The 23,909-nt window shown below is 69.9% G+C and carries 23 protein-coding genes; 8 read left to right on the top strand and 15 right to left on the bottom strand.

Annotated features, from left to right (window positions below):
- Nucleotides 1-59 precede the first annotated feature (59 nt).
- Nucleotides 60-2,177 (bottom strand): galactose oxidase-like domain-containing protein, encoded by a 2,118-nt coding sequence (locus EER30_RS07000; RefSeq protein ID WP_127499544.1) that lies wholly within the window; start codon nt 2,175-2,177, stop codon nt 60-62.
- Between the two features lie 1,440 nt (nt 2,178-3,617).
- Between EER30_RS07000 and EER30_RS06995 the strand changes: the two genes are divergently transcribed.
- Nucleotides 3,618-4,373, top strand: coding sequence for an HAD-IIB family hydrolase (locus EER30_RS06995; protein WP_127499543.1), 756 nt, complete (start codon nt 3,618-3,620; stop codon nt 4,371-4,373).
- A 168-nt stretch (nt 4,374-4,541) separates the two neighbouring features.
- On the opposite strand, the gene EER30_RS06990 is transcribed toward EER30_RS06995, so the two are convergent.
- The 12 genes from EER30_RS06990 to EER30_RS06935 form a co-directional block, all read right to left on the bottom strand.
- Nucleotides 4,542-4,985 carry a response regulator gene (locus EER30_RS06990; RefSeq protein WP_127499541.1) on the bottom strand — a complete coding sequence of 148 codons (444 nt, stop codon included), beginning with the start codon at nt 4,983-4,985 and terminating at the stop codon, nt 4,542-4,544.
- Nucleotides 4,986-4,988: 3 nt separating this feature from the next.
- The gene (locus EER30_RS06985) at nt 4,989-5,495 is read right to left on the bottom strand and encodes a response regulator (RefSeq protein WP_205650131.1); all 507 of its coding nucleotides are present in this window, start codon (nt 5,493-5,495) and stop codon (nt 4,989-4,991) included.
- Nucleotides 5,496-5,665: 170 nt separating this feature from the next.
- Entirely contained in the window at nt 5,666-6,319 is a 654-nt protein-coding gene (locus EER30_RS06980) for a GntR family transcriptional regulator (RefSeq protein ID WP_127499539.1), read from the bottom strand.
- Nucleotides 6,320-6,376: 57 nt separating this feature from the next.
- Entirely contained in the window at nt 6,377-6,979 is a 603-nt protein-coding gene (locus tag EER30_RS06975; RefSeq protein ID WP_127499537.1) for a type 4a pilus biogenesis protein PilO, read from the bottom strand.
- Complete coding sequence (locus EER30_RS06970) at nt 6,979-7,668, bottom strand: hypothetical protein (RefSeq protein WP_127499535.1); 690 nt, start codon at nt 7,666-7,668, stop codon at nt 6,979-6,981. The genes EER30_RS06975 and EER30_RS06970 overlap by 1 nt, the downstream gene beginning before the upstream one ends.
- Complete coding sequence (pilM, locus tag EER30_RS06965) at nt 7,668-8,693, bottom strand: type IV pilus assembly protein PilM (protein ID WP_127499533.1); 1,026 nt, start codon at nt 8,691-8,693, stop codon at nt 7,668-7,670. Before pilM ends, EER30_RS06970 begins: the two co-directional genes overlap by 1 nt.
- 22 nt (nt 8,694-8,715) lie before the next feature.
- On the bottom strand, nt 8,716-9,504 hold the full coding sequence (locus EER30_RS06960; RefSeq protein WP_127499531.1) for a prepilin peptidase: 789 nt from the start codon (nt 9,502-9,504) through the stop codon (nt 8,716-8,718).
- 40 nt (nt 9,505-9,544) lie between these two features.
- Nucleotides 9,545-10,051: a prepilin-type N-terminal cleavage/methylation domain-containing protein gene (locus EER30_RS06955; RefSeq protein WP_127499529.1), complete on the bottom strand. Its 507-nt coding sequence runs from the start codon at nt 10,049-10,051 to the stop codon at nt 9,545-9,547.
- Nucleotides 10,052-10,128: 77 nt separating this feature from the next.
- Entirely contained in the window at nt 10,129-11,361 is a 1,233-nt protein-coding gene (locus EER30_RS06950; RefSeq protein ID WP_127499527.1) for a type II secretion system F family protein, read from the bottom strand.
- A 4-nt stretch (nt 11,362-11,365) separates the two neighbouring features.
- Entirely contained in the window at nt 11,366-12,499 is a 1,134-nt protein-coding gene (locus EER30_RS06945; RefSeq protein ID WP_127500210.1) for a type IV pilus twitching motility protein PilT, read from the bottom strand.
- 118 nt (nt 12,500-12,617) lie between these two features.
- Complete coding sequence (locus EER30_RS06940) at nt 12,618-14,285, bottom strand: GspE/PulE family protein (protein WP_127499525.1); 1,668 nt, start codon at nt 14,283-14,285, stop codon at nt 12,618-12,620.
- A 62-nt stretch (nt 14,286-14,347) separates the two neighbouring features.
- Complete coding sequence (locus EER30_RS06935; protein WP_127499523.1) at nt 14,348-15,328, bottom strand: GlxA family transcriptional regulator; 981 nt, start codon at nt 15,326-15,328, stop codon at nt 14,348-14,350.
- A 1-nt stretch (nt 15,329) separates the two neighbouring features.
- Here EER30_RS06935 and EER30_RS06930 point away from each other — a divergent pair, with 1 nt between their 5' ends.
- A complete protein-coding gene (locus EER30_RS06930) occupies nt 15,330-16,670 on the top strand; it encodes an MFS transporter (RefSeq protein WP_205650162.1) in 1,341 nt (446 codons plus the stop codon).
- Here the strand turns inward: EER30_RS06930 and EER30_RS06925 are convergent.
- A complete protein-coding gene (locus EER30_RS06925) occupies nt 16,660-16,977 on the bottom strand; it encodes an STAS domain-containing protein (protein WP_127499520.1) in 318 nt (105 codons plus the stop codon). The two genes, EER30_RS06930 and EER30_RS06925, sit on opposite strands and share 11 nt — an antisense overlap.
- 73 nt (nt 16,978-17,050) lie before the next feature.
- Here EER30_RS06925 and fxsT point away from each other — a divergent pair, with 73 nt between their 5' ends.
- The 3 genes from fxsT to EER30_RS06910 all read left to right on the top strand — a co-directional run bounded on the left by fxsT (nt 17,051) and on the right by EER30_RS06910 (nt 20,436).
- Nucleotides 17,051-19,468 (top strand): FxSxx-COOH system tetratricopeptide repeat protein, encoded by a 2,418-nt coding sequence (gene fxsT / locus EER30_RS06920; protein WP_127499518.1) that lies wholly within the window; start codon nt 17,051-17,053, stop codon nt 19,466-19,468.
- Between the two features lie 166 nt (nt 19,469-19,634).
- The gene (locus EER30_RS06915) at nt 19,635-20,057 is read left to right on the top strand and encodes a YbaB/EbfC family nucleoid-associated protein (RefSeq protein ID WP_127499516.1); all 423 of its coding nucleotides are present in this window, start codon (nt 19,635-19,637) and stop codon (nt 20,055-20,057) included.
- A complete protein-coding gene (locus tag EER30_RS06910; protein WP_240669871.1) occupies nt 20,047-20,436 on the top strand; it encodes a hypothetical protein in 390 nt (129 codons plus the stop codon). The genes EER30_RS06915 and EER30_RS06910 overlap by 11 nt, the downstream gene beginning before the upstream one ends.
- Before the next feature lie 23 nt (nt 20,437-20,459).
- On the opposite strand, the gene EER30_RS06905 is transcribed toward EER30_RS06910, so the two are convergent.
- Nucleotides 20,460-20,744: a DUF427 domain-containing protein gene (locus EER30_RS06905; RefSeq protein WP_127499514.1), complete on the bottom strand. Its 285-nt coding sequence runs from the start codon at nt 20,742-20,744 to the stop codon at nt 20,460-20,462.
- Nucleotides 20,745-20,899: 155 nt separating this feature from the next.
- Between EER30_RS06905 and EER30_RS06900 the strand changes: the two genes are divergently transcribed.
- The 3 genes from EER30_RS06900 to EER30_RS06890 are packed head-to-tail and all read left to right on the top strand — an operon-like array spanning nt 20,900 to nt 23,909.
- Nucleotides 20,900-21,466, top strand: a complete 567-nt coding sequence (locus EER30_RS06900) for a hypothetical protein (protein WP_127499512.1) — start codon at nt 20,900-20,902, stop codon at nt 21,464-21,466.
- Nucleotides 21,463-22,494 carry a hypothetical protein gene (locus tag EER30_RS06895; RefSeq protein WP_127499511.1) on the top strand — a complete coding sequence of 344 codons (1,032 nt, stop codon included), beginning with the start codon at nt 21,463-21,465 and terminating at the stop codon, nt 22,492-22,494. The genes EER30_RS06900 and EER30_RS06895 overlap by 4 nt, the downstream gene beginning before the upstream one ends.
- Nucleotides 22,491-23,909 carry a hypothetical protein gene (locus tag EER30_RS06890; RefSeq protein ID WP_127499509.1) on the top strand — a complete coding sequence of 473 codons (1,419 nt, stop codon included), beginning with the start codon at nt 22,491-22,493 and terminating at the stop codon, nt 23,907-23,909. The genes EER30_RS06895 and EER30_RS06890 overlap by 4 nt, the downstream gene beginning before the upstream one ends.

Raw genomic sequence — 23,909 nt, 5'->3', positions numbered from 1 at the left:
TACGGCGCGCGAGGAAGACCTGCCGCGCGAGTGCGCCGAGTTCGTCGGTGAGGTGCCGGTTACCAGGTCCACTTCTGCAGCGCGCTGCCGTTGCACGTCACGATGGAAACGGCGGCCTTCTCCGCTGCCGACGCCGCGGCGAGGCACAGCGTCGTCTTGGAGATCGGCCGGATCGTGCCGTCGGTTCCGAACCGCCACTTCTGGGCGGGCGTGGTGTTGCAGCTGTACGTCTGGATCCGGGTGCCGCTCACGAACTTCTGCGCGGGCACGTCGGCGCAGTTGCCGAGCATGCGCAGCGAATTGTCGCTGGTGAGCCGGGTCATCGCCTGCGCCTTGCTGTTGTTGCAGGTGTACGTGTTCAGCAGCGCCTTGGGCACTGCCGTGGAGCCCGGTACGTCCAGGCACCGTCCCGTGCTATTCCGCACCGGGCTCATCAGTGGGTTCGGTCCCTTGCCGACCTGCACCATCTTTGCGACCGAGGGCACACCGGCGGCGTCGATGACGAAGAGCATGTAGTAGCCGGGCGGAGCGACCCCACCGGTCGGCGGGCCGGTGACCGTCAGCGTCGTGCCCGAGGTCGTGTATTTCAACGGGACGTAGCGCTGGCCCTGGTCGACGCTGTGGGTCACGTCGCCCAGCCCGACCAGCGCGACCTTGCGGATGCCGGCCGCCTGCGGTGACGTGATCGCGAAGTTCGCGCCGATCCCGACGGTGGCCGGCGCGGTGGACACGACCGGCCGGTCCGCGAGCTGGTTGGAACCGTCCTTCTTGAAAAGGTAGGGCGGCGTGAAGTATTCGACGTTCTTCTCGAGGTAGCCGGCCTTCACGCAGTCCCCGCAGATGCCGCCGCCCCCGGTCATGACCCGCCCGTCCGGCAGCAGCATGGCCATCGAGTGGTACTGCCGGATGCGGCTCGCGCTCGAGAGCACCGTCCACTTTCCGGTCGCAGGATCCCACCGCTCCGCCGCCGTCGCCGGGTGCTTCAGGTCGATCAGGCTCGACACCGCCGTGCTGGTCAGACCACCGGTCACCAGCACCGAACCGTCGGCCAGGAGCGTGGCGTTGTGCTGCTTGCGTGGTCTGGACATCGAGCCGGTTGCCGCGACGGCCGGGAAGCCCACGGCACTGTTGCTGTTCAGGGTCACGGCTGTCCTGCTCGGGACCTTGGCGACACCACCCTCGGTGAAGTTGCCGCCCCCGACGACGACGGTCCGGCCGATGTCGTAGGTGGCGAAGCTGGCGTAGTCACGCCAGATGACGTCGCGGGTGCCGGTCGCCGTGATCGTGCCGAGGCCCGCGGTGTTGAGCGTGTAGCCGACCTGGTTCGGGCCGAAGATGGCGAGCTGGGTGTCGGGGCGCGAGCCCATGAAGGGATAGATCCGAGCGCCGTACTGGGTGAAGTTCGGCAGAACGCGCAGGGTGCCGTTGGCCTGTCGCACCTCGGCTCTCGCCGGCCCGCCGCCGATGATGACGTTCTCACCGTTCGCCGTCTGGGCCACGGACGGGTACCAGCGCTGGGCGGCCATGTCGTTGCCCCGGGTCCACGTCTCGGTCTTCCAGTCGAAGACATAGGTGCGGACGATGCCGTCCATCTTGGCGTTGGCGTTGCCGCCGGCGACCAGGATGTTGCCGTTGGGCAGGTGGGCGAAGCCGGCGCAGAAGATGTTCGAGCCCTGCAGGTCGACCCGCTTGGACGAATCGTCGGCCGGGTTGAAGACGACCGCCCGCGTGAAGCTGTGGTCCGGGTACGACTCGGAGGAGTTGTCGCCGACCGAGTCCCACATCAGTGACTTGCCGTTCGGCAGGGTTGCCGCGAACACCGGGACGATGGGCAGGTCGACAACCGGGCTCCACGATCCACCGGTCCACGGATCGGCGTTGACCCGCTCATTCGCCTGCAACCTTCCCGGGCGTACGCCGGTCGCCTTCTGGATGCGGGCCGCGTTCTCGGCGGTGCGCTTCTCGATGGTCGTCATCGGCGTGCCGACCAGGTCCTGGGCCAGGTGCTCGGCGTTGGTGGGGTCGTCGAGGTGCGCGGCGGCATGGTCGTGGCCGTGCTCGGCGACCTGGGCCGGCGGGGCGCCGACGTCGGCCGCGGCCGGGGCGACGAGGGACGTGCCGAGGGCCAACAACGCGACGGCCACTCCGGAAACGGTGAGCCTACGACGCGTACGCATGCTATTAGTCCCTTCGCCGACGTCCCGAGAAAGGAGGCACAGGTGAAATGTCCAGGCGTGTTTATCGGGCGGCTTGAGCGCCCGTATTCACCGGAAACATCGCAGATGGTTCCTGGTGACCGCGGAAACGTTTCGGCGCAGTCACTTTCGGTAACGGCTGTCTTTTCGGACGGGCCCTCACCTTAATCGTCGCTAAGACATAGCTCAATGTCTCGACCTGGTCGATCTACGACACCGACCGGATGGATCGCCCTGCCCGAACGGCCATCCCGAGGCGTGAAAGACGAGGTTGGACAGGGGACGTTCGGAAATATCGGATTTGGCATAAACTGAGCGGGGCCATGTGAGGGCCGCGCCGAATCGATCATGGAAGGGCGCTGGGTGCGGCGGATAGTGATCGGCCGGTGGGGGTTCGCTCGGAAGAGCACGCTCCGTACTGACGATGCGGGCGGCAATGGGGCGGGGTGGGATATAACGCGTCCGCTTTGCTATTCGTCGGGGCAGGACTTCGCGGGGACTGCGATTCCTCAAGGGTCGACTTCGCAGAAGGGAAACAGCGTTGGGCGCGGCCGGCGGGTTCATGATTCGGTCGAAAAGGGCGTTAAGCCGTGGCGCAGCCCGCCGGGTCCCGTTCGCTGTCATGCCGCGGCGTCACTCCGGGGCGCGTCGTGGCGCGCTCGTGCTGCCCACCCGTACTCGGCGGCCGTTGTCGTCCAGGCTTGATTTGACCCTTTTGTCCAAACGCCGAGGCGTCGAACCTCGAATGACGCATCGGCCCGCCGAAAGACTGGCACTCCACGCCTTTTCGGAAAGAGGAGAAAACGATTCCGGTTCAAGCTTGGCGGCATTCCAGTTTCTATGATCGCATCGAAGTCGTGCCGAGAATATTCTCGTAATGTTTCTGGAGTGATGCGTTACCTCAATTGTCCATAGTGGGCGATTAATATCCGGCGTGGACGATCGCGGCGGGAGTGCGAACCAGGATCTGGTTGCCGGTGTCGGTGGTAGACCGAGGCGGAAATCGTCCTCGGGGCGGCGCGTCGGGTCCGAGGGCGAAGCGGCTCGTCGGCGGCAGCGGAAGCATCGACCTGTTTACGCAGGATGACGGCCTACTCCGGTCGGAGCCGACGCACGCCGGCCGCCCTGACCAGGCGTTGACAATCTGGCGTCGGGCGGCGGCGATCAGCCCCTCACGGCGAGCATCTCCGCGATTACGGATATGCCACTCGGAGAATGGAAGTAGGCCTGTCGAAAATGTGATGGGCGTGGCCCGACGGCCGCTTCCTGGGCCGGCGAGGGCCCGGTCGGGCAGCCCGTCCTCGTCGCGTCGTTCGTCAGTGCGGTGGTGACCGCCGATGGTAAGATTTGCCACGCAAGATCGGCCGTTGGGCCGCGCCTGACCTCGAAAATTAACTTCCCTGATATGGATTGGCACATTCAGTGAATCGTTACCGTGTCGTCGCGTTCGATCTGGACGACACCCTCGCGGTGTCGAAGTCGCAGATCGATTCCCGCATGGCGGGGCTGCTCGCACGCCTCGCCGACAAGGTGGAGGTCTGCATCATCTCCGGCGGGCGCTTCGAGCAGTTCGAGACGCAGGTGCTGCACCATCTCGAGCTGAGCGAGGCCGGCCGCGCCCACATGCACCTCATGCCAACCTGCGGCACGCGTTACCTGCGCTGGTCGACGGCCGGTGACTGGGGCCAGATCTACGCCGAAGATCTGTCGGACGATCAGAAGGAGCGGGTCACTGCCGCGCTGATCGCCGGCGCGAAGGAGCTCGGCCTCTGGGAGGACGAGACCTGGGGCGAGATCATCGAGGACCGTGGCAGCCAGATCACCTTCTCCGCCCTCGGGCAGAAGGCGCCGCCCGCCGCCAAGTACGCCTGGGACCCCGACGGCAGCAAGAAGCAGCGGCTGCGGGCGTGGGTGGCCGAGCAGGTCCCCGACCTCGAGGTCCGCAGCGGCGGCTCGACGTCGATCGACGTCACCCGGCAGGGCGTCGACAAGGCGTACGGGATGAAGCGCCTGATGGAGACCCTCGACGTCAAGATCGACGACGTGCTGTTCATCGGCGACCGGCTCGACGAGGGCGGCAACGACTACCCGGTCAAGGCGATGGGCATCGAGTGTATCGCGGTCCACGACTGGAACGAGACGGCCGACGTCGTCGAACGCCTGCTCACCGAGCTGTAGCGCCCCGCCCGGCTCTCGGCCGAGCCCGGCGCCGGCCGAACCCGGCCCTCGGCCGAACCCGGACCCGGACCCCGCTCGGCCTGACCTCGATCGAGCCCGGTCGCCCCCGGTCGCCCCGGTCGCCCCGGTCGCCCCCGGTCGCCCCGGTCGCCCCCGGTCGCGCGGGCGCTAGATCCGGCCGGCCGAGAGCAGCAGCCAGTTGACCCGGCGCATCATCTCGTGCGAGCTGAAAGGCTTCGGCAGATAGTCGTCGGCGCCCGCGGCGAAGCCGAGTTGCCGGTCGTACTCCCCGCAGTTCCCGCTGACCATGAGCACCGGGATCTCGGCCGTGACCGGGCTGGCGTGCAGGCGGCTGCAGACGGTCAGACCGTCGAGCTGCGGCATGGTGACGTCCAGGATGATCACGCGGGGCCGGCGCTCGATCGCCAGGCTGAGCGCCGACTGCCCGTTGTCCGCGGTCATCGTGCGATAGCCGGCCACCTGCAGGCGGAACTCGATGACATCACGCACGTCGTCATCGTCGTCGGCGATCAGCACACTGGGTGACAGCGGCGCCATCACCGGCGCGGACGACATCGCCCGGGTGAAGGGGTCCGTGATAAGCGCGGTCATGAGTTACCTCCGGGAGAAAGCGCTGGTGGGGCCGGCGCTGGTGGGGAAGGCGCGAGTGGGACAGGGGCTGGTGGGGAAGGCGTGAGTGGGACAGGCGCTGGTGGGGAAACGGCCGGCGGGGGCGGTGCGGTTCAGTGCCCGCTCGGCCAGCAGGTCGCGGAGCTCGGCCACGAGGCGCCGGGGCGACAGCGGTTTGGGCAGGTAACGGTCGGCGCCCGCGCTGAACCCCGCGTCGGCGTCGTGGGCCCGCGTGTTCGCCGAGATCATCACGATCGCCGTGTCGCGACCGTCCGGTTCGAGCCGGGCCAGCCGGCACAGCTCCAGGCCGCTGACAGCCGGGATGCGGACGTCGGTGATCAGCCCGGCCGGGCGGGCAACGGTCAGGATCCGGGCCGCGGTGTGCCCGTCCTTGGCGGTCACCGCGCGGAACCCGGCGGACTCCAGGGCCACGGTGAGCAGGTCACGGATGTCGCTGTCGTCCTCGGCGACGAGGATCAGGTCGGGGGTCATCGGGGTCCCTTCGTGCTCGGGCACCCCGACCATCGACCGACCCGGCCCCGGCACAAGGAAAACCGCCGTGCTGATTCACCGGGCGACAGCAAATCCGCCCGAGGGCGAATCCGGGAGGGCGAATCCGGCGACGGCGAATCCGGGCGACGGCGAATCCGGGCGACGCTAACTCACTGGTCGACGAAGAGCTCCCGCTCGACCTGCGCGCGGTAGTCGACGTAGATCTGGCGGTAGCGGGCCGCCGCCCCCTGACGGTCACCCTCTTCGAGCAGCCCCAGGATCGCCTCGTGCCCCTCGATCCACGTGCTCCACAGGTTGCTCTCGGCGGTCATGGCCAGTATGCGCATCGTGCGGGCCACGACCAGGTCCACCATCGACTGGAGCTCGCGGTTGCCGCTGGCCAGGATGACGATCGAGCTGAAGTCGGAGCCCGCCGCGCCGGCCGCCAGCACGTTACCCGCGGCCAGTGCCTCGACGAACTCGGTCTGCCGCTGACGCAGTAGCGTGACGTGGGTGCCGGTGAGGTTGTCGACGCCCCACTCGAAGCCCGCGCAGGCGAGCACGGTCATCACGTCGATCAGTTCGAGTGCGTTCTTCTGGGTGACCCGGGTGACGTGGCGGGTGCGGTTGGGCGCGATGTCGATCAGGCCCTCGACGCTGAGTTGAGCGATGGCTTCGCGCACGGGGGTGATGCTGACCCCGAGGCGAGCGGCGAGCTCGGCGTCTTTGATGAGCGTGCCCGGCGACAGTTCGCCGGTGACGATCTCGTTGCGCAACTGGTGGACGACCGCTGCGGTACGGGTCGGTGGGACCGCGTAAGACATACGGGCAGAGTACTCAGGGTGACAATGGAGTGTTCTCCCTACCCGGGCGGTTCACCCTCAGCTCACGGCGCAGAGATCCCTACGGTCGGCTTCCGCGCTGTCCCCGAGATCCGCGGTGGTGCAGAAGCCGGTAATGGTCAGGTTGGCGGTGACCCGGTCGGCCCCTCCCGAGCCGGCGACCGTGACCGCGTCGATGAGCACGGCGCGGCTCTGGGTCTGCTGCAGGCGCACGATGAACCGGCTGATGTCGGTCACCGTTCCTGTGGCGTTGAGCGACATCGGCATGGTGATCGCCGAACTGACCTTGACCGAGGTGACCGCGCCGCCGACGCTGAGGTCGGTGACCGCGACGTTGGTCTTCGTGCCCGAGTCCTGCAGCGAGCGCAGGAAGACCGGCATGCCCCAGGTCTCGGGCAGGTTCGTCACGAGGGTGTCGAGTTCGGCCTGATAGGTGGCCTTCTTCTCGTTCTTGTCCTTGAGGTCGGCCACTTCCTTCCTGAGCCGGGTGAGCTGCAGGGTGGTGTCGTCCGCCTCGGCCTGCACGCCGTCGGCCTCGACGAATTTGGGCGAGATGACCAGCAGCCAGGCCGCCGTGACGAGCACGACGATGGTGATGATCCCGCCGACGAGCCAGATGCGGTCGGTACGCCGTGCGTCCATCAGTTTCCTCCGGTGCGGGCGCAGGCGGTGGTGAAGCGGCCGCAGAGCGCGGCCTTCGTGAACTTGGCGGTCAGCGCATAGGTGACGCCGCCTCCGCCCGAGACCGTTGTCACGTACGGGTCGGTGACGCCCTTGTGGTTCGCCAGCCTGTCGAGGAACGCGGCGACGTGTTTCTTGTCCGGCGCCGTGCCGGTGATCGAGAGCGTGGCGACCGGGGGTTCGGTTCCCTTGACCGTGCCGTCGTCCTGGATCATGGTGCCGGCGATCGTGTCGATCTTGACTTCGGTGGCCTTGGCGTCGACGCGCAGACTGTCCATGTTGGTCGCCCACGGCAGGTCGGTCGCCAGCAGCGTCTTGAGGTCGGCTGTGACTGCGTCCCGGTCGTCGATGATCTGCTGCACGCCCGAGTACTTCTTCTTGTCGTTCTGCGCCCGCCGCACCTGGTCGGTGGCCGAGGTCAGGTTCTCGTTGGCCATGTCGACCTGCCGGACCGCGTAGACGTACCAGCCGGCCAGCACGGCGAGCACGGCGGCCACGGCGCCGATCAGCCCGACCTTCGTACGGCGGGCGTTGCGGCCGGCCCGGATCTCGTCGGGCAGCAGGTTCGCGCGGATCGTCAGGACCCGCGAGACCTGGGCGGGGGAGACCGCCGGGTCGATCGGCATCAGCGCGGTCGGGGTGGTGGTCATCAGGCTGCCGCTCCCAGGGTCAGGCCGATCGACACCGCGGCCGACGGCACGAAACTGTCGAAGCCCCGCTCGCGGCCCTTGCGCGTGTCCCGCAGGCGGCTGGCGCTGTCGGCGTACATCACGGTGATCCGAAGCTGGTTCTGCAGGTGCTCGGCCAGGCCGGGCATCAGCGCGCTGCCGCCGCAGAGCGCGAGCCGGGTGACCTGCTGGTGACGCTCGCTCGAGGCGAGGTAGGTGAATGAGCTGCGCAGCTCGCTGACCAGCGGGCGGACCGCCTCCTCGGCGGCCTTCACGGCGTCGGGACGTCCGTCGCCGTGCAGGCCGAAGCGGCACTTGAGCTCCTCGGCCTCGGGCCGCGGGATGCCGAGCCGGGTGGCGATGCTGTCGGTGATCTCCTGCCCGCCGCGTGGCACGGTCCGCACGATCAGCGGCTCGCCGTCGGCGTGCACGACCAGGCTGGTCACGTCGAGCCCGATGTCGACGATCGCCTCGATCTGGGTGTCGAGCCGGGACGCGGCCCGCAGCAGGGCGAACGACGCCAGGTCGACGTTCTTCACGTGCAGGCCGGCTTTCTCGACGGCGTCGACGGCGTTCATCACCGCCTCCTTGGGCATGGCGATCAGCAGACCGCGTACGGTCGGGTTGTCGCCCGGTGTCTCGAGCGGATAGAAGTCGAGCAGCGAGCGTTCGACGGCCAGCGGCAACGCGTCCCTGACCTGGAAGGGCAGGGCCTGGCGCATCTCCTTGGCGGGCAGGTTCGACACCGCCATCTCACGCACGACGAGCTGCGGGTTGGTCACGCCGAGGTTGACGCTCTTCGTGCTGAACTTGCAGGCCGCCCAGAGCTGTTTGAGGGCCGAGGTGACCAGCACCGGGTCCTGCACGGCCCCGCCGGTCACCGCGCCCGCCGGCAGCGGAACCTGGCCGAAGTTGGACAACGTGTAGTCGTCCTTGGTGCGCCGGACCTCGACGGCCCGGATGGAGGACGTGCCGATGTCCAGCCCGATCGGGATGACGCCAGCCATCGGTCTCCTTCCTTGGCGAAAATCAGACGGTGGGGGTGATGAGCGAGGAGTACCACTGCGCGATCGGCGCTCCGGCGAAGACCGCGAGGAAGGCGCCGGCGAGCATGTAGGGGCCGAAGGGGATGCGCGACTTGCGACCGGCCCGGCGCAGCAGCATCAGCAGACCGGCGGCCAGCCCGCCGAGCAGGAACGCCGCGAAGGCGCCGATCGCCACCGAGCTCCAGCCGAGCCAGCCGAGGTAGAAGCCGATCAGCGGGGCCAGCTTGAGGTCGCCGCCGCCCATGCCCCGCGGCATGGCGGCCAGGATGAAGTAGCCGACGTAGAGCACCGCCGCCGCGAGCAGGGCCCGCCCGGCGGCCGACCAGCTCTGCTCCGCGATCACCGCGGGGGCCAGCAGGGCCAGGGCCACGAAGTACGACGGGAGGACGATCTTGTCGGGCAGGCGCATCACGTCGAGGTCGATCACCGCCAGGGCCACCGAGATCGCCGCCAGGTAGAGGTAGGCCGGCAGTTCCCAGGAGAGGCCGAACCGGGCCGCCACCGCGACGAAGAGGACGGCGGTGCCGGTCTCGACGAGCGGGTAGCGCGGGCTGATCCGCGTATCGCAGTCGGCGCACCGGCCGCGCAGCAGCAGCCAGCCGAGCACCGGGATGTTGTGCCGGTTGCGAACCTCGCTGCCGCAGGCCGGGCAGTGCGACCGGGGGTGCAGCAGCGACTCGTCGCGGGGTACGCGGTGGATCACGACGTTGAGGAACGAACCCACCGCCAGGCCGAGCAGGGCCACCACGATCAGCAGCGCGGGCTGCGGCATCGGGATTACCTCCTTGGCGCCGGCGGTGGGTGTCGAAGGATCAGGGAGTGCAGTCGGCGATCTTGCCGCCGTCCAGCGTCTTGACCGAGCCGCCCACGGCGCTGTCGTAGAGGTACAGCTTTCCGCTGCCGTTGGCGTTCACGGCGCAGACCTTGTAGGTCGAGACGGTGTTGTTCGGTGCGGTGCCGGTCGACGTGCCGATGAGGTAGGTCATCGTCGTCTTGTCGGACAGCGTGATCCAGCCGGCCGGCGCGGTGGCGGCGGCGACGGTCGAGCCCGAGGAGATGTTGAAGCTGGCCTTGATCTCCTTCTGGTCCGCCTTCGGGTACGAGTTGCTGTTGTCCGTGTAGAACTGCTCGATCGTGCTGACGGCCCCGCGCACGTCGGACTGCGCGGACTTGTCCGCGGCACCCTTGCGGTAGTTCAGGTAGACCGGCACGGCGATCGCGACGAGCACGCCGATGATGACCACGACGACCAGGAGCTCGATGAGCGTGAAGCCCTCGTCGTCCTTCTTGGTCCGCAGCCGGGTGATGACATCGTGCATGGGGGTGCCTCCATGGCGTCGGGTGAGCGGGCTGGGGGGCCCGGTGATGGCCGGCGGGAGTCCGGCGGTTCGCGTTTTCAGTTGCTCTGAATGTTCTGATAAATGGTGAACATCGGTAGGTAGAGACAGATCACCATTCCGCCTACCACGGAGCCCATGACGAGCACCATGATCGGTTCGATCGATGCGGTCAGGGAGTCGGCGGCAGCGTCGACCTCCCTGTCATAGAAATCGGCAACCTTGTCAAGCATCTGACTGATTTGGCCGCTTTCTTCGCCGACTTCGATCATTTGGGTGACCATGGCCGGAAAGATCGGATGGTTACGCAGACCGGAGGACATGGGCTGGCCGTCCCGTACGGCGGCTTGCACGTCCTTCATGGCGACATTGATGATTTCGTTGCCCGTGGTCTCGCCGACCACGGTCAGGGCATGCATCACCGGAACGCCGACGTTGAGCAGCAGGCCCAGGTTGCGGGAGAAGCGGCTCATCGCGAGCTTGCGGAACAGCGGGCCGAAGACGGGCGTACGGATCTTGATGCGGTCGACCTTGAGTCGGAACTCGGCACTGGTGCGCGTCTTGTGCCGATAGGTGATCGACCCGCCGACGCCCAGGGTGATGATCAACGGTCCGATCCACCACATGTTGTGGCTCGCGTCGACCAGGAACTGGGTGATCGCCGGCAGCTCGCCGCCGAGGTTCGCGAACATCTGCTCGAAGATCGGCACGATGAAGATCAGCACCGCGGCGATCAGGATGAAGGTGAACCCCAGCACGATCGCCGGATAGGTCATCGCGCTCTTGATCTTGCCGCGGAGCGTGGTGTCCTTCTCCAGGCTGTCCGCGATCTGCTCGAGAGCGCGGTCGATCATGCCGCCGGTCTCGCCGGCCCGGATCATGGCGATCATCAGGCGCGGGAAGATGCGGTCGTGCTTGGCCATCGAGGCCGACAGTGAGCCACCACCGGCCACATCCGTACGGACGTCGCCGATCGCCTTCCTGAGCGGTAGCGAGTCGGTCTGCTCCTCCAGGATCGACAGCGAGCGCAGCAACGACATGCCGGACGCGGTCATCGTGGCGAACTGACGGGCGAACACGGCGAGATCCTTGAGCTTCACCCGGCCGCCGAGGCCCGGGATCTTGATCTCCATGTCGAGACCCTTGCCGGTCTCGGTCAGCTCGAGGGGCGTCTCGCCGCGCTGCTTGAGCAGGTGGGTGGCCGCGGCCTCGTTCGGCGCCTCGACGGTGCCCTTGCCGCGATGGCCGGCGCCGTCGATGCTGCTGTACCGGAAGACCTTGGTGGCCGGCATGACCTCACCCCCGTCCCACGAGTCGCTTGAGCTCCTCGGCGGAGTGGCAGAGCTCGAGGGCGGCCTGCATCGTCACGACCTGTTCGCGCACCTTCTCGCCCAGGTGCTGGTCGAACGCGAGCATGCCGTCGCCCGCGCCGGCCTGCATGAACGAGGGGATCTGGTGCGTCTTGCCCTCGCGGATCAGGCTGCGGATGGCCGGGGTCGCGGTGAGGATCTCGCAGATCACGGTCCGGCCCTTGTTGTCGGCCCGCGGGGCCAGCGCCTGGGTGATCACGCCCTGGAGCGAGGCGGCCAGCTGCGCCCGGATCTGCAGCTGCTGGTGCGGCGGGAAGATGTCGATGACGCGGTCGATCGTCTGGGTGGCGCTCTGCGTGTGCAGGGTCGCCAGCACGAGGTGGCCGGTCTCGGCGGCGGTCAGCGCGGTGGCCGTGGTCTCGAGGTCGCGCAGCTCGCCGACGAGGATGATGTCGGGGTCCTGGCGCAGGGCGTGCTTGAGGGCCGAGGCGAAGGTCTCGGTGTCGGTGCCGACCTCGCGCTGGTTGACCACGCTGCGTTTGTGCGGGTGCAGGAACTCGATCGGGTCCTCGATGGTCACGATGTGGTCGGCCCGGCTGCGGTTGGCCAGGTCGAGGATCGAGGCGAGGGTCGTGGTCTTGCCCGAACCGGTCGGGCCGGTCACCAGCACCAGGCCGCGGGGCAGGTGGGCGAAGCGGGCCACCGATTCGGGCATACCCAGCTCGTCGAGCGGCTTGATCTCGTGCGGGATGGCCCGGAAGACCGCGCCGCAGGAGGTGCGCTGCACGTAGAGGTTGCCGCGGAAGCGCGAGACGCCGACGATGCTGTGCGCGAAGTCGAGCTCCTGGTTGGCGCGGAACGTCTCCCACTGCTCGAACGAGATCGCGGCACGGCAGAGCAGCGCGGTGTCGTCGGAGTTGAGATTGCCGTAGCCCTCGATCGGGCGCAGCGAGCCGTTGACCCGGATCATCGGCGGCGTGCCGACGGTCAGGTGCAGGTCGGAGCCGCGCGACTCGACCAGCGTGACGAGCATCTGGTTGAGCACGGCGAGGTCGCCGGTCGTGGCCGGCTCGTGGTGCTCCCCCTGCTGCTGCGGCGCCAAAAGGTCGGTCTGGCTCATCTCCACCGGCAATCTCGTTCAACGGTCTGGACCCTCTTGTATTCGGCTCCTTCCGAGACCGGTTGAGGGCCGTTTTGCCCATATTCGGGCAGTCCGGACGAAGGTCCGATAGGGTGCCTCAGATCGCGACCCGAGAGACCTCCCGTACGGAGGTGAGCCCGCCGGACGCCTTGGCCAGGCCGTCCGCGCGTAGGTCGTACATGCCCTGGTAGAGCGCCACCTCGCGGATCTCGTTGGTCGAGGCCCGCCGGATGGTCAGCGCCTCGATCTCCGGTGAGATCGGCATGACCTCGTGCAACGCGATCCGGCCCCGGTAGCCCGTGTTGGCGCAGTTGCGGCAGCCCACCGGGCGATAGAGCGCCTCGGGCACGACCAGGTCCTCGAACGGCCAGCGCGCGCCGAGCAGCTCCTCCTCGGCCGGCTTGTAGGCCTCCTTGCACCAGTCGCAGAGCCGGCGCGCCAGCCGCTGGGCCAGCACGCAGTCGAGCGACGACCCGACCAGGAACGGCTCGATGCCCATCTCGGTGAGGCGGGTGACCGCACCCGGCGCGTCGTTGGTGTGCAGCGTCGAGAGCACGAGGTGACCGGTCAGCGACGCCTCCACCGCGATCTGCGCCGTATTGCTGTCCCGGATCTCGCCGATCAGCACGACGTCAGGGTCGGAGCGCAGGATCGCCGGCAGCACGGCGGCGAAGGTCAGGCCGGCCTTGACGTTGACCTGCACCTGGTTGACGCCGCGAAGCCGGTACTCGACCGGGTCCTCGACGGTGATCACGTTGACTTCCGGCTTGCTGATCCGGCCCAGCGTGGCATAGAGCGTGGTCGATTTTCCGGAGCCGGTCGGGCCGGTCACCAGCAGCATGCCGTGCGGCTTGGTGAACGACGCGGCGAACCGGTCGAGGTTGTACTGGGTGAAGCCGAGCTTGTTCATGTCGAGGTCGATGCCGCCGGTGTCGAGCACCCGCAGCACGATCTTCTCGCCCCACACCGTGGGCAGTGTGGCCGTACGCAGGTCGACCGTGCGTTCGCGGATGAGCGCGGTGATGCGGCCGTTCTGCGGCACCCTCTTCTCGGTGATGTCGACGCCCGACATGATCTTGATGCGCGACGTCAGCGCGGCCATCACGCCGCGCGGCACCACGTCCACCTCGTGCAGCACGCCGTCGATGCGGTAGCGCACCCGCATGTCGTCCTCGGTGGGCTCGAGGTGCAGGTCGGAGGCGCGGTTCATGACGGCCTGCTCGATCAGGTTGTTGACGTAGCGCACGATCGGGGCGTCGTCGGCGCTCTGCGCCTGCGCGGCCATCGCCGCCTGCGCCTCGGTCTCGCCGTCGACCATCTCGCCGAGGTCGCTGGACTCCCGCTGGAGCCGCTCGATGATCCGACGCACCTCACTGCGGGCGACCACCACCGGGCGTACGGTCATGCCGGTCGCGGCCCGCACGTCGTCGAGCGCGACGACGTCGCCGGGATCGGTGACGCCGACGACCAACTCGCCGTCGGACATCGAGAGGCCGAGCACGCGGTGACGCAGCACGACCGGCAGCGGGATCTTCTTCAGCGCCGCCGGGTCGGGGACGAAGCTGACCAGGTCGACCGTGTTGATGCCGAAGGCCTGGGCGGCCGCCGCGGTGAGCTGCTCCTCGGTGACGACCTGGTCGTTGATCAGGACCGCGCGCACCGACCGGCCGCTGCGCTGCGCCTCCTCCGCGGCCGCGTCGACGGCGAGCGGATCGATCCCGATCTGCTTCAGCGCGTCCAGCAGCGGGCGGAAGGTCTGGTCCATGTCGTCCTCGGGTCGGCAAGAGTGCTCACTCTGCCCATCGGACGTCACGCGACTTTACTGAGTTATGATCCGGTTTGCGCGGGTTGACGGAAGGTTCGGCGGTACGTCGAGGGCGCCACACCGATCGCCGCGTGCAGGTGCTGCCGCAGTGCCGTGGCCGTGCCCAGCCCCGAGCGGCGGGCCACGGTCTCCACCCCCAGATCGGTCGACTCGAGCAGCACCTGAGCGTGGGCGACGCGCTGCTGCAACAGCCACTGCCGTGGGCTCGTGCCGGTCTCCTCGCGGAAGCGCCGGGTGAAGGTGCGCACGCTCATGCGGGCGTGCTCGGCCATCTCCTCCAGGCTGACCGGCTCGGTCAGCCGGTCGAGCGTCCAGGCCCGGGTCGGCGCCGTGTTCGCCCCCTCGGAGTGGGGCACCGGGCGCTCGATGAACTGGGCCTGGCCGCCGTCTCGCCAGGGCGGCAGCACGCAGCGGCGGGCCGCACTGTTGGCCACCTCAGCGCCGTGGTCGGCGCGCACGATGTGCAGGCAGAGGTCGACCCCGGCGCCGACCCCGGCCGAGGTCAGCACGTCGCCGTCGTCGACGAAGAGCACGTCGAGGTTCCAGCGCACCCGCGGATAGAGGGCGGCGATCTCTTCACCCCAGGCCCAGTGGGTCGCGGCCGGGCGGCCGTCGAGCAGGCCGGCCGCGGCCAGCACGGAGGCGCCGGTGCAGATCGAGACGATGCGGGCGCCCCGGGCGGCGGCGGCCCGCAGGGCCACGCGGACGTCGTCGCGCAGGGAGCCGTCGGTGACCGTCGTCCCGTCGTCGACGCCGGGGACGACCACGGTGTCGGCGGTCTCGAGCAGGCTCAGGTCATGGTCGGGGGTGACCGTGAAGCCGGCCGTGCTGCGCACCGGGCCGGGGCCACAGACGCGCACGTCGTAGAGCCGGCGACCGTCGCGGCGGGCAGCCCGGAAGACCTGGGTGGCCGTGCCGAGGTCGAAGGCGACGACGCCTTCCAGGATGAGAACCGCTACCTTCATGGCCCGATTCTTGCGCATGATGGCCTTCCGGCCACTCGTTCAGGCCGGTAAATGTTCGCAGAATCTCTTCGTGACCAAGTCCCGCATCCATCCCGCCTGGCTGGTGGCCGTCGTCGCGTTCGTCGCGCTGGTCGGCGCGGCCGGGTTCCGCGCCACACCGTCCGTCATGCTCGACCCGCTGCACAACGAGTTCGGCTGGTCGCTCGGCACGATCTCGTCGGCCGTCTCGGTCAACCTGCTCCTCTATGGTCTGACCGCGCCGTTCGCGGCCGCCCTGATGCAACGGTTCGGCATCCGCCGTGTGGTCACCGTGGCCCTGCTGCTGGTCGCGTCCGGCTCCGGCCTGACCGTCTTCATGCAGGCGAGCTGGCAGCTCGTGCTGCTCTGGGGCGTGCTCGTCGGCGTCGGCACCGGCTCGATGGCGCTCGGCTTCGTCGCCACCATCACCGGCCGCTGGTTTGTCAAGCAGCGCGGCCTGGTGACCGGCGTGCTGACGGCCGGCGGCGCGGCCGGCAACCTGGTCTTCCTGCCGGTCCTGGCCCAGCTCACCCAGCACTCCGGCTGGCGTACGGCGGCGCTCACCGTCACCGGGGCGGCCCTGCTGGTCGTGCCGCTGGTGCTGTGGCGGCTGCGCGACCACCCGTCCGAACTCGGCGTCGGCGCGTTCGGCGGCGAGTACGAGGAGCCCAAGCCGATCGCGCCGCAGGGCGCCGTCCGCGTGGCCTTCGGCGCGCTGCGGGAAGCCGCCCGCACCCGGGCCTTCTGGCTGCTGGCGGGCGGGTTCGCGATCTGCGGCGCGACCACGAACGGGCTGGTCGGCACCCACTTCATCCCGGCCGCCCACGACCACGGCATGGGCCAGACCACCGCGGCGAGCCTGCTCGCGCTGGTCGGCGTGTTCGACATCGCCGGCACGATCGCCTCGGGCTGGCTGACCGACCGGGTCGACAGCCGCATCCTGCTCGGCGGCTACTACTTCCTGCGGGGGCTTTCGCTGCTGGTGCTGCCCTCGCTCTTCGCCGCCACCACGCACCCGAGCATGCTGCTGTTCATCCTCTTCTACGGCCTCGACTGGGTCGCGACGGTGCCGCCCACGGTCGCGCTCTGCCGGGAACACTTCGGCGAGAGGGGCGCGGTCGTCTTCGGCTGGGTCTTCGCCTCGCACCAGATCGGCGCCGCGATCGCCGCCACCGCAGCGGGCCTGGTCCGCGACCAGCTCGGCAGCTACACCTGGGCCTGGTACGGCGCGGGCGCGCTCGCGATCTTGGCCAGCCTGCTGAGCCTGATGCTCTTCGCGGGCAAGCGGATCAAGCCGATCGCCCCGGGCATCGGCCTGGCCGTCGCGCCGGTCAAGGCGTGAGTTCCACGACCTCGAGCACGCCGCTCAACTGCAGCACCTGACGCACCGCGGGGGAGGCCTTGGCCAGCCGGAACCGGACGCCGGTGTCGCGGGCGCGCTGAAACCCGAAGATCAGCGCGCCCAGCCCGGTCGAGTCGATGAAGACGAGCCCGGAGAGGTCGACGACGATCTCGTGCGGCTGGGCCTGCAACGCCTCGGCCAGCGCGCCCCGCACCCGGTCGACAGTGAGCACGTCGACCTCGCCGCGCAACCGGACGGTCACCAGGGAGCCGTCACGGTCGACGCTCGTCACGAACTCGTCAGACAAGGCCGCCTTCTTCCACTGTGGCGATGATTCCACGTACGGTAATCGGCATCATCAAACACGTGAGGAGCGTGGCGTGCCGGTCCTGGGCGGTCTGCCGCCGCGTAATACCCGTTTCGTGGGACGTGAGGATCTTCTCGCCCAGCTTCGCACCAGCCTGGGCATGGGCCCGGTGGTGCTGCTGCCGAGCGACGAGCATCCACTCGGCGGCACCGGCCGCACCCAGCTCGCCGTCGAATACGCCTACCGCTACGCCGAGACCTACGACCTGGTCTGGTGGATTCCCGCCGAGCAGGCCGCCGGCACCCGCTCGGCGCTGATCGGCCTGGCCCATCGGCTCGGCCTGCCCGAGTCGGGCGACATCAACCGTACGCTCGCCGCGGTTCGCGACACGCTCAGCCGGGGCGAGCCGTTCCGCAACTGGCTGGTCGTCTTCGAAGACGCGAACCGCCCCGAGGACATCAAGCCCTACCTGCCCAGCGGCGCCGGCCACGTGCTCGTCACCAGCCGCAACCCGCGCTGGTCGGGCGAGGTCGCCCAGGCCATGCCGATCGGCGTCTACGACCGGGCCGACAGCGTCGACCTGTTGCGCCGCCGGGCGCCCGAGCTGCCCGTGGCCGACGCCGAACGCCTGGCCGAGCGGCTCGCCGACGTGCCGATGGCCCTCGACCTGGCCGCCGCCGTGCGGGCCGCCACGGGCCGCTCAGTCGACGACTATCTGGCCCGATACGAAGCCCGGGCCGAGGAGCTGGCTTTTCCCACGCCCGTGCGGGTCGCCTGGGGCCTGGCCGCCACCGAGCTACGGACTGTCTCGCCGGCCGCGTTCGAGCTGCTCGAGTTCTGCGCCTTCCTGGGCAGCGCGCCCGTCTCGTGGCGGCTGCTCTGGGGCGCGCGCACCCTGGTGCCACCCGAGCTGGCCCCGACCGTCCGCATCGAACGGCGGCTCAAGGCCGCGTTACGCCTGATCGGACGGTACGGCCTGGCCGAGCTCGACCCGCCCGGCGAGCACCTGCTGGTGCATCCGCTGGTGCGCGGCATGCTCGGTCAGGAGCTGAGCTCCGAGCGGCACGCCGCGCTGCTCGGCACGGTGCGGGCCATGCTGGCCGCGGCCGACCCCGGCGACCCGGACGACCCGGCGACCCGCTCCCGCTACGCCGAGCTGACCCCGCACCTGATCCACTCCGACGTGCTGGGCGCCGGTGCCGAGGAGATCCGCCAGCTCGTCATCAACTGCGTGCGCTACCACTTCGCCCGCGGCGACTACGACTCCAGCCGCGACCTGGCCGCGGCCGCGATGACCCGGTGGACCGAGTCACTCGGTGAGACCGACACGCAGACCCTGCTCGCATCGTTCCACCTGGCCAACGCGCTGCGGGCGGTCGGGCGTACGGCCGAGGCACGCGCCCTCAACGCCCAGACCCTGCGAGCCCAGCGCGCGGTGCTCGGCGCCGACCACGAGACCACCCTGGCCACCGCCAACGGCGTCGGCGCCGACCTGCGCATCCGCGGCCACTTCGGCCAGGCCCGCCAGCTCGACGCCGACAACCTGGTGCGCTACCGACGGTTGTTCGGCGAGAGCTTCCCGACCGCGCTGCGCTGCGCCAACAATCTCGCGGCCGACCTGCGGCTGCTCGGCGACTTCCGGGGCGCCCGCACGCTCGACGAGCAGACCCTGCGGCACCGCCAGGCGATCCTGGCCGACGGCCATCCCGAGATCCTGTCGTCCCGCGCCGAGCTCGCGTTCGACCTGTTCGGACTGGGCGACTACCCGGCCGCCGCCGAAATGGCCTTCGTTCGGCCGGGCACGGTCGGCGACGACCACCCGTTCGCGCTCTGGGCGGCCCGGTTCGCCGCGATGGCGGCCCGCCGCCGGGGCCGTCCGGCCGCGGTGCCGATGGCCGAGACGGTCGTCGAGCTCACCCGGCGCCGCTTCGGCGAGCTGCACGTCGAGACGCTCGCCGCGGTTGTGTCACTGGCCAACGCCGTACGCGAGGCCGAGGACTTCGAGCGGGCCCACGAGCTGCTCGAACGGGCCGTGATCCGCTACCACTCGGTGCTCGGCGACGACCATCCCTTCACGTTGGCCGCCACAGCCGTGCTGGCCGGCGTGGTGCGGGCGACGGGCCGCCACGACGAGGCCCGCCGCATCGACGAGGAGGCGCTCAGCGGTCTGCGGCGCAGTGTCGGCCCCGACCACCCGTTCACGATGAGCTGCGCGAACGGCTACGCCGGTGACCTGTTCGGGCTGGGCGAACGGCAGCAGGCCCAGCAGCTCGCGGCCGACACGTGGCAGCGCTCGCGCCTGATCCGGGGCGCCGAACACCCCGACACGCTGGCCTGTGCCTGGAACGCGGTGCTCGACGGCGGCGACGAGGAGGCACGCCACCAGGTCTCGGCGGCGCTCACGAAGGCGTACGGGGAAGGCCACCCAGTGCTGGCGAGGGTGGCCCTGGGTGACCGGCTCGAGACCGATCTCGACCTTCCTCCCCTGTGAATCCTTGAATTACGTCGTGCACGGTCGATGTGTTGCGTGCGGGTTACGGTGGTCGTCAAGTCGGGTGACCGGCTGGTGCGGGCGACGGGGTGTGCGGCGGGCCGGACGCCGACCGTGATCTCATAGGACGCCAACAGCACAAAAGTCGGCAACGGAGGACAAAGCAGTGCCGGGTGGAAATCTCGAGGACCGGCTCGCGACGCTGAGCGCGTCCGCGACCGACGAGGACGGCGTAGTCACGGTGACAGTGGGCAGCTCCGGCGCGGTGACCGGGCTACAGCTCGACGACCGGGTGCAGCGGCTCACCGGGGCGACGCTCTCGGCCGACATTCTGCGGACCATGCGCCAGGCCCAGGCCGCGCTGGCCGAGCGGGTGGCCGAGGCCGTCGACGAGACGGTCGGCGCCGACACCGCGGACGGGCGGGCCGTGCTGAACAGCTACAACGAACGATTCTTGGGCCCCGAGGAGGCGCCCGCGCCGGTGATGCCGTCGGCGCCGCCCTTCCCGAGCTTCCGCAACACGCCGACGCTGCCCCATCAGGCGCCCGGCAACGGCTTCGAGAGCGGGCGTGACAGCCGTGCCCGCTGAGCTTCCCAAGCTTCCGCAGCGGGGCCCCGCCCCCGCGGTCGAGCAGATGTCGAACGCCGAGCTGGCCCGCATGGTCGAGGCCGAGCACCCGTACCGGGGCAAGGCGCTCTTCGAACTCTCCGACCGGATCGCGCTCGACGACGACGCGGCGACCAAGGTGGCGATGCTGAGCCGGCTGACCTCGCTGCGGCGCGCGCGTCTGTTCGACCGGGTGTCGCTGGCCTGGTCGGGGATCATCGCGCTGCTCGCGGCCGAGACCGAGCACTCGCGGGCGTCGGCCTACGAGGCCTTCGGCGCGCTCGACGTGGAGGAGCAGCGCGACATGCTCGACTATCTCGAGGTGACCTCGATCGAGGAGGCCCACCCGCGCATCGCGTGAGCGGGCCCGTCACTCGGCCGGGGTCACGCTTCGACGCGGACGTCCTTCCAGAAGGCGACGCGGTCGCGCACCACCTTGGCGTCGGGCTTCGGATCGGGATAGAACCAGATGGCGTCGGGCGTCGTGTGCCCGTTCGCGGACAGGCTGTAATACGACGCCTTGCCCTTCCAGGGGCAGACGGTGTGGGTGTCGGAGGGGACCAGCACGTCCTCGCGCAGCGACTCGCGCGGGAAATAGTGCCTTCCCTCGACGATCACGGTGTCGTCGCTCTCGGCGATGACTTCGTCGTTCCAGATGGCCTTCGGCATAGTACGAACGTAGCGCGCGCCAAGCCGGGCGTCCGATATGCGAGGGTTAATAGTCATCGGGAGTGAAAGCTGATGACTCGTCCCCACATTGCCGAGCTGGTGTAAGAAGATCTAGAGTCGATCGCGACCCTCCTACCCCCAGGGAGAGCGGCCCGGTGAACGGTCTGAGCACCCTACCGACCAGCGCTGAGCAGGCACGCCACGCGCTGCTGCTGCTCGGCGCGCCCGCATCGCCGCGCCTCGTCGTCGACGTGCACAGCGCACTGTTCGACGGCGATCTGTCGGCGGCCACGCTGGCCGGGCTGCTGCGCGATCCGGGCTCCGGCGTCTGCGCGGCCCTGACCGCCTCGCTGACCCCGGCGCGGGGCTTGATCGCGCTGGCCGACTGGCCGATCGAGCGGCGCATCGTGACCCCGGCGGGCGCGCGAGCCGCTGCTTTGGCGGCCGTCATCCGCGTCGCCGAGTTCGTGGCGATTCGTCCGGGGGCGGGGCGGGCGGCTCATCTGCTGCTGCGCTCGCTGGCCGACGGCGTACCGCACGGGGTCGAGGCGGTTGACCTGGCCGACGCGGCGCGGGCCGGGCTCGCCTCAGCCGACCTCGTGACCGCCCTGGCCGAGGAGGAGACGGTGCGAGCGGCCGCGATCCTGCGGGCCCGGGCCCTTCCCGAGTCGCAGCAGGTCTTCGGCCTGCCGACCGTGCCTCACCAGAGGGACGGCGAGTGAGCCAGACCGACCGGCTCCGTGGCTCCGCCCCCGGCAAAAGGCACAACGCGCGTACGGTCGCCGCGCTCACCGGGAACCCCGGATGCACCCGGCGTGCGGTGCTCGACGCGGCCGGGGTCGACAAGGTGCGACTGGCCGAGCGGATCGGCTTCCCGGGCGCGTTCGGGCAGTCCCGGTTCGCGCTGGCCCGGGGCAACGCGTTCGAGGCGATGCTCAAGGCGGACGACTGCGCGCTGCTGCGCACGACCCTGGGCGCCTACGTCGGCGGCTACGAAGACCTCGGCGCCGACGAGGACGACACTCTCACCGTCCGCAACGCCCGCACCCGGGCCGTCCTCGCCGCCGGGGCCGAGGGGCTGCTCGACCATCCGCTGCTCACGCTCGACGTCGCCGGTCAGACGGTCTTCCTCGAACCCGACCTGATCGCCTACCAGAACGGCACCCAGCTGCAGGTCGTCGAGATCAAGTCGTTCGCGATCATCGACGGCCAGGCCGACGGGGCTGCCGTGTCGGCCGCCGCCGTGCAGGCCGCGGTCTACGTGCTCGCGCTGCGGCGGCTGCTCGGCGACGACCGGGTCAGCCACGAGGTCGTGCTGGTCTGCCCCGAGAACTTCTCGATGCAGCCGGTCGCCGTCGTGATCGACGTGCGCAAACAGCTCTCCACGCTGCGCCGCCAGCTCTCCCGGCTGGCCTCGGTGTCGTCGCTGATCGAGGCCCTGCCGGCCGAGGTCTCGTTCGACGACGCCCAGCCGGTGCCCTCGCTGCTGTCGTCGCTCGACACGCTCACCGCCCGCTACGCGCCCGAGTGCCTGTCCACCTGCGAGATGTCGGTCTACTGCCGGCACGAGGCGACCGGACGCACCGAGGTGCTCGGCCGTCCCGTGCGCGAGGCCCTGGGCGGCGTCGAGACCGTCGACGAGGTGCTGGCCCTGGCCGCCGGCACACAGTCGCCGCGGCCCGAGCAGGCCGAGGCGGCCGCCCTGCTGCGCGCGGCCCAGCGGCTGCGGGACGAGGCACTCGGCCGGTGAGCACGCTCGTCGCGCTGGCCCGGGCGCAGGCGCTCGCCGCCGGGCGGGCCCAGCCCATCGCCACCGTGCGCCACCTGCACGTGCACGACCAGCCGCTGGTGCTCATCCCGCTCGCGATGGCCGGCGAGGCGAACGCCCCGCTGGCCGCCCTCGTCGGGGACGACCCGGCCGCACCACGGCTGCTGGTGGTGAACCAGCCCCGCAACCGCGACGAGCGGTTCGCGTTCTTCGCCGGCCTCGCCGAGGTGATCGTTCCCTATCTCGACTCGTTCGCCGACGCCACCGAGGCGGTGCCGGTCGACCGTGGGCGCGACGTGCGGCACCGGTTCGTCGACGCGCCCCAGGTGTGGGTGCCCAACCCGGGCGGGGCCGACTTCCTGCGGCTCCTCGGACGGTCGACCCGGTTCCGCCGCACCGACGGCGACCATCCCGTGCCTGCGGCGGTTCCGCTGCTGGGCCAGTGGCTCACCTTCCTCGCCTCGTCGGCCGAGGTGCCCGGGTCGGCACTGCTGGTCAACGCGGTGCAGGCGCTCGGGCTGCACTGGGTCACCGGGCAGAGCGCGGCCGAGGACGCCCACTTCGGATCGTTGTTCGCCTGGATCACCGACGGCCCGGCCGCCGCCCGATCGGCCGAGACGGGGCCGGTCGCGGGGCCCGCCACCGACCCGGAGTTCGACAACAAGGTGCTGGCTCCACTGATCGCCTCGGCGTCGCCCGCGCTCGTGCCGGAGCTTCGGGCCCTTCTGATGCCCACGTGGGACCGGATGTGGCGGTCGATCGCGCTGCTGCGGGACCTGCCGGTCGGCGAACGGGTCGGGTCGCGCTGGGACAGCGACCGCGACGCCTACTCCGCCTACGTCGCCCACCTGACCGAGGACGGCACACCGCAGCCTCGCCGGGACGGCGCCGTGGCCGCGGCGGCCCGGCTCCAGCGGCTCGAGAACGCGGCGGCGCGCTACGCGGTGCAGCGGGCCTTCGACGACCCGCTGGTGATGGCCGAGCACCGGCTGACCGGAGCGGCCTTCGGCGGAGTGGTGACCTTGGCCAAGGCGGATCGGATCGACGACAGTGGCAAGCGCCCGGTGCTGCGTCCACGGATCATGGTGGCCACGACCGAGACCGTACGGGTCGAGCCCGGCGCCTCGCTCACATCACCCTCGCGACCGGCCCAGAAAGCGAAGGTCATCTCTGTCAGCCCCACCGTGACCGGCGCCGATGTCGTGCTGGAGCTCTCCGGCGGGATGGGCCGCAAGCTCGTCGCCGAGCCGGGCAGCGTCCCCGCGATCGGCGAGCAGCTCCTGCTGACGACGCTCAGCGAGGCCTACCGGCCGGGCGCGGCGTTCCCTGACCCCGCTGACACGCCGTGGACCCACGGCGGCCCGCCGCTCCATCATGGAGATTCAGCGGTGGAGTGA

The sequence above is a fragment of the Actinoplanes solisilvae genome (genome assembly GCF_003999975.1).
Classification (GTDB): Bacteria; Actinomycetota; Actinomycetes; order Mycobacteriales; family Micromonosporaceae; genus Actinoplanes; species Actinoplanes solisilvae.
Note: the sequence above shows the minus strand (reverse complement) of the source record. Positions and strands in the feature narration are given on the sequence as shown.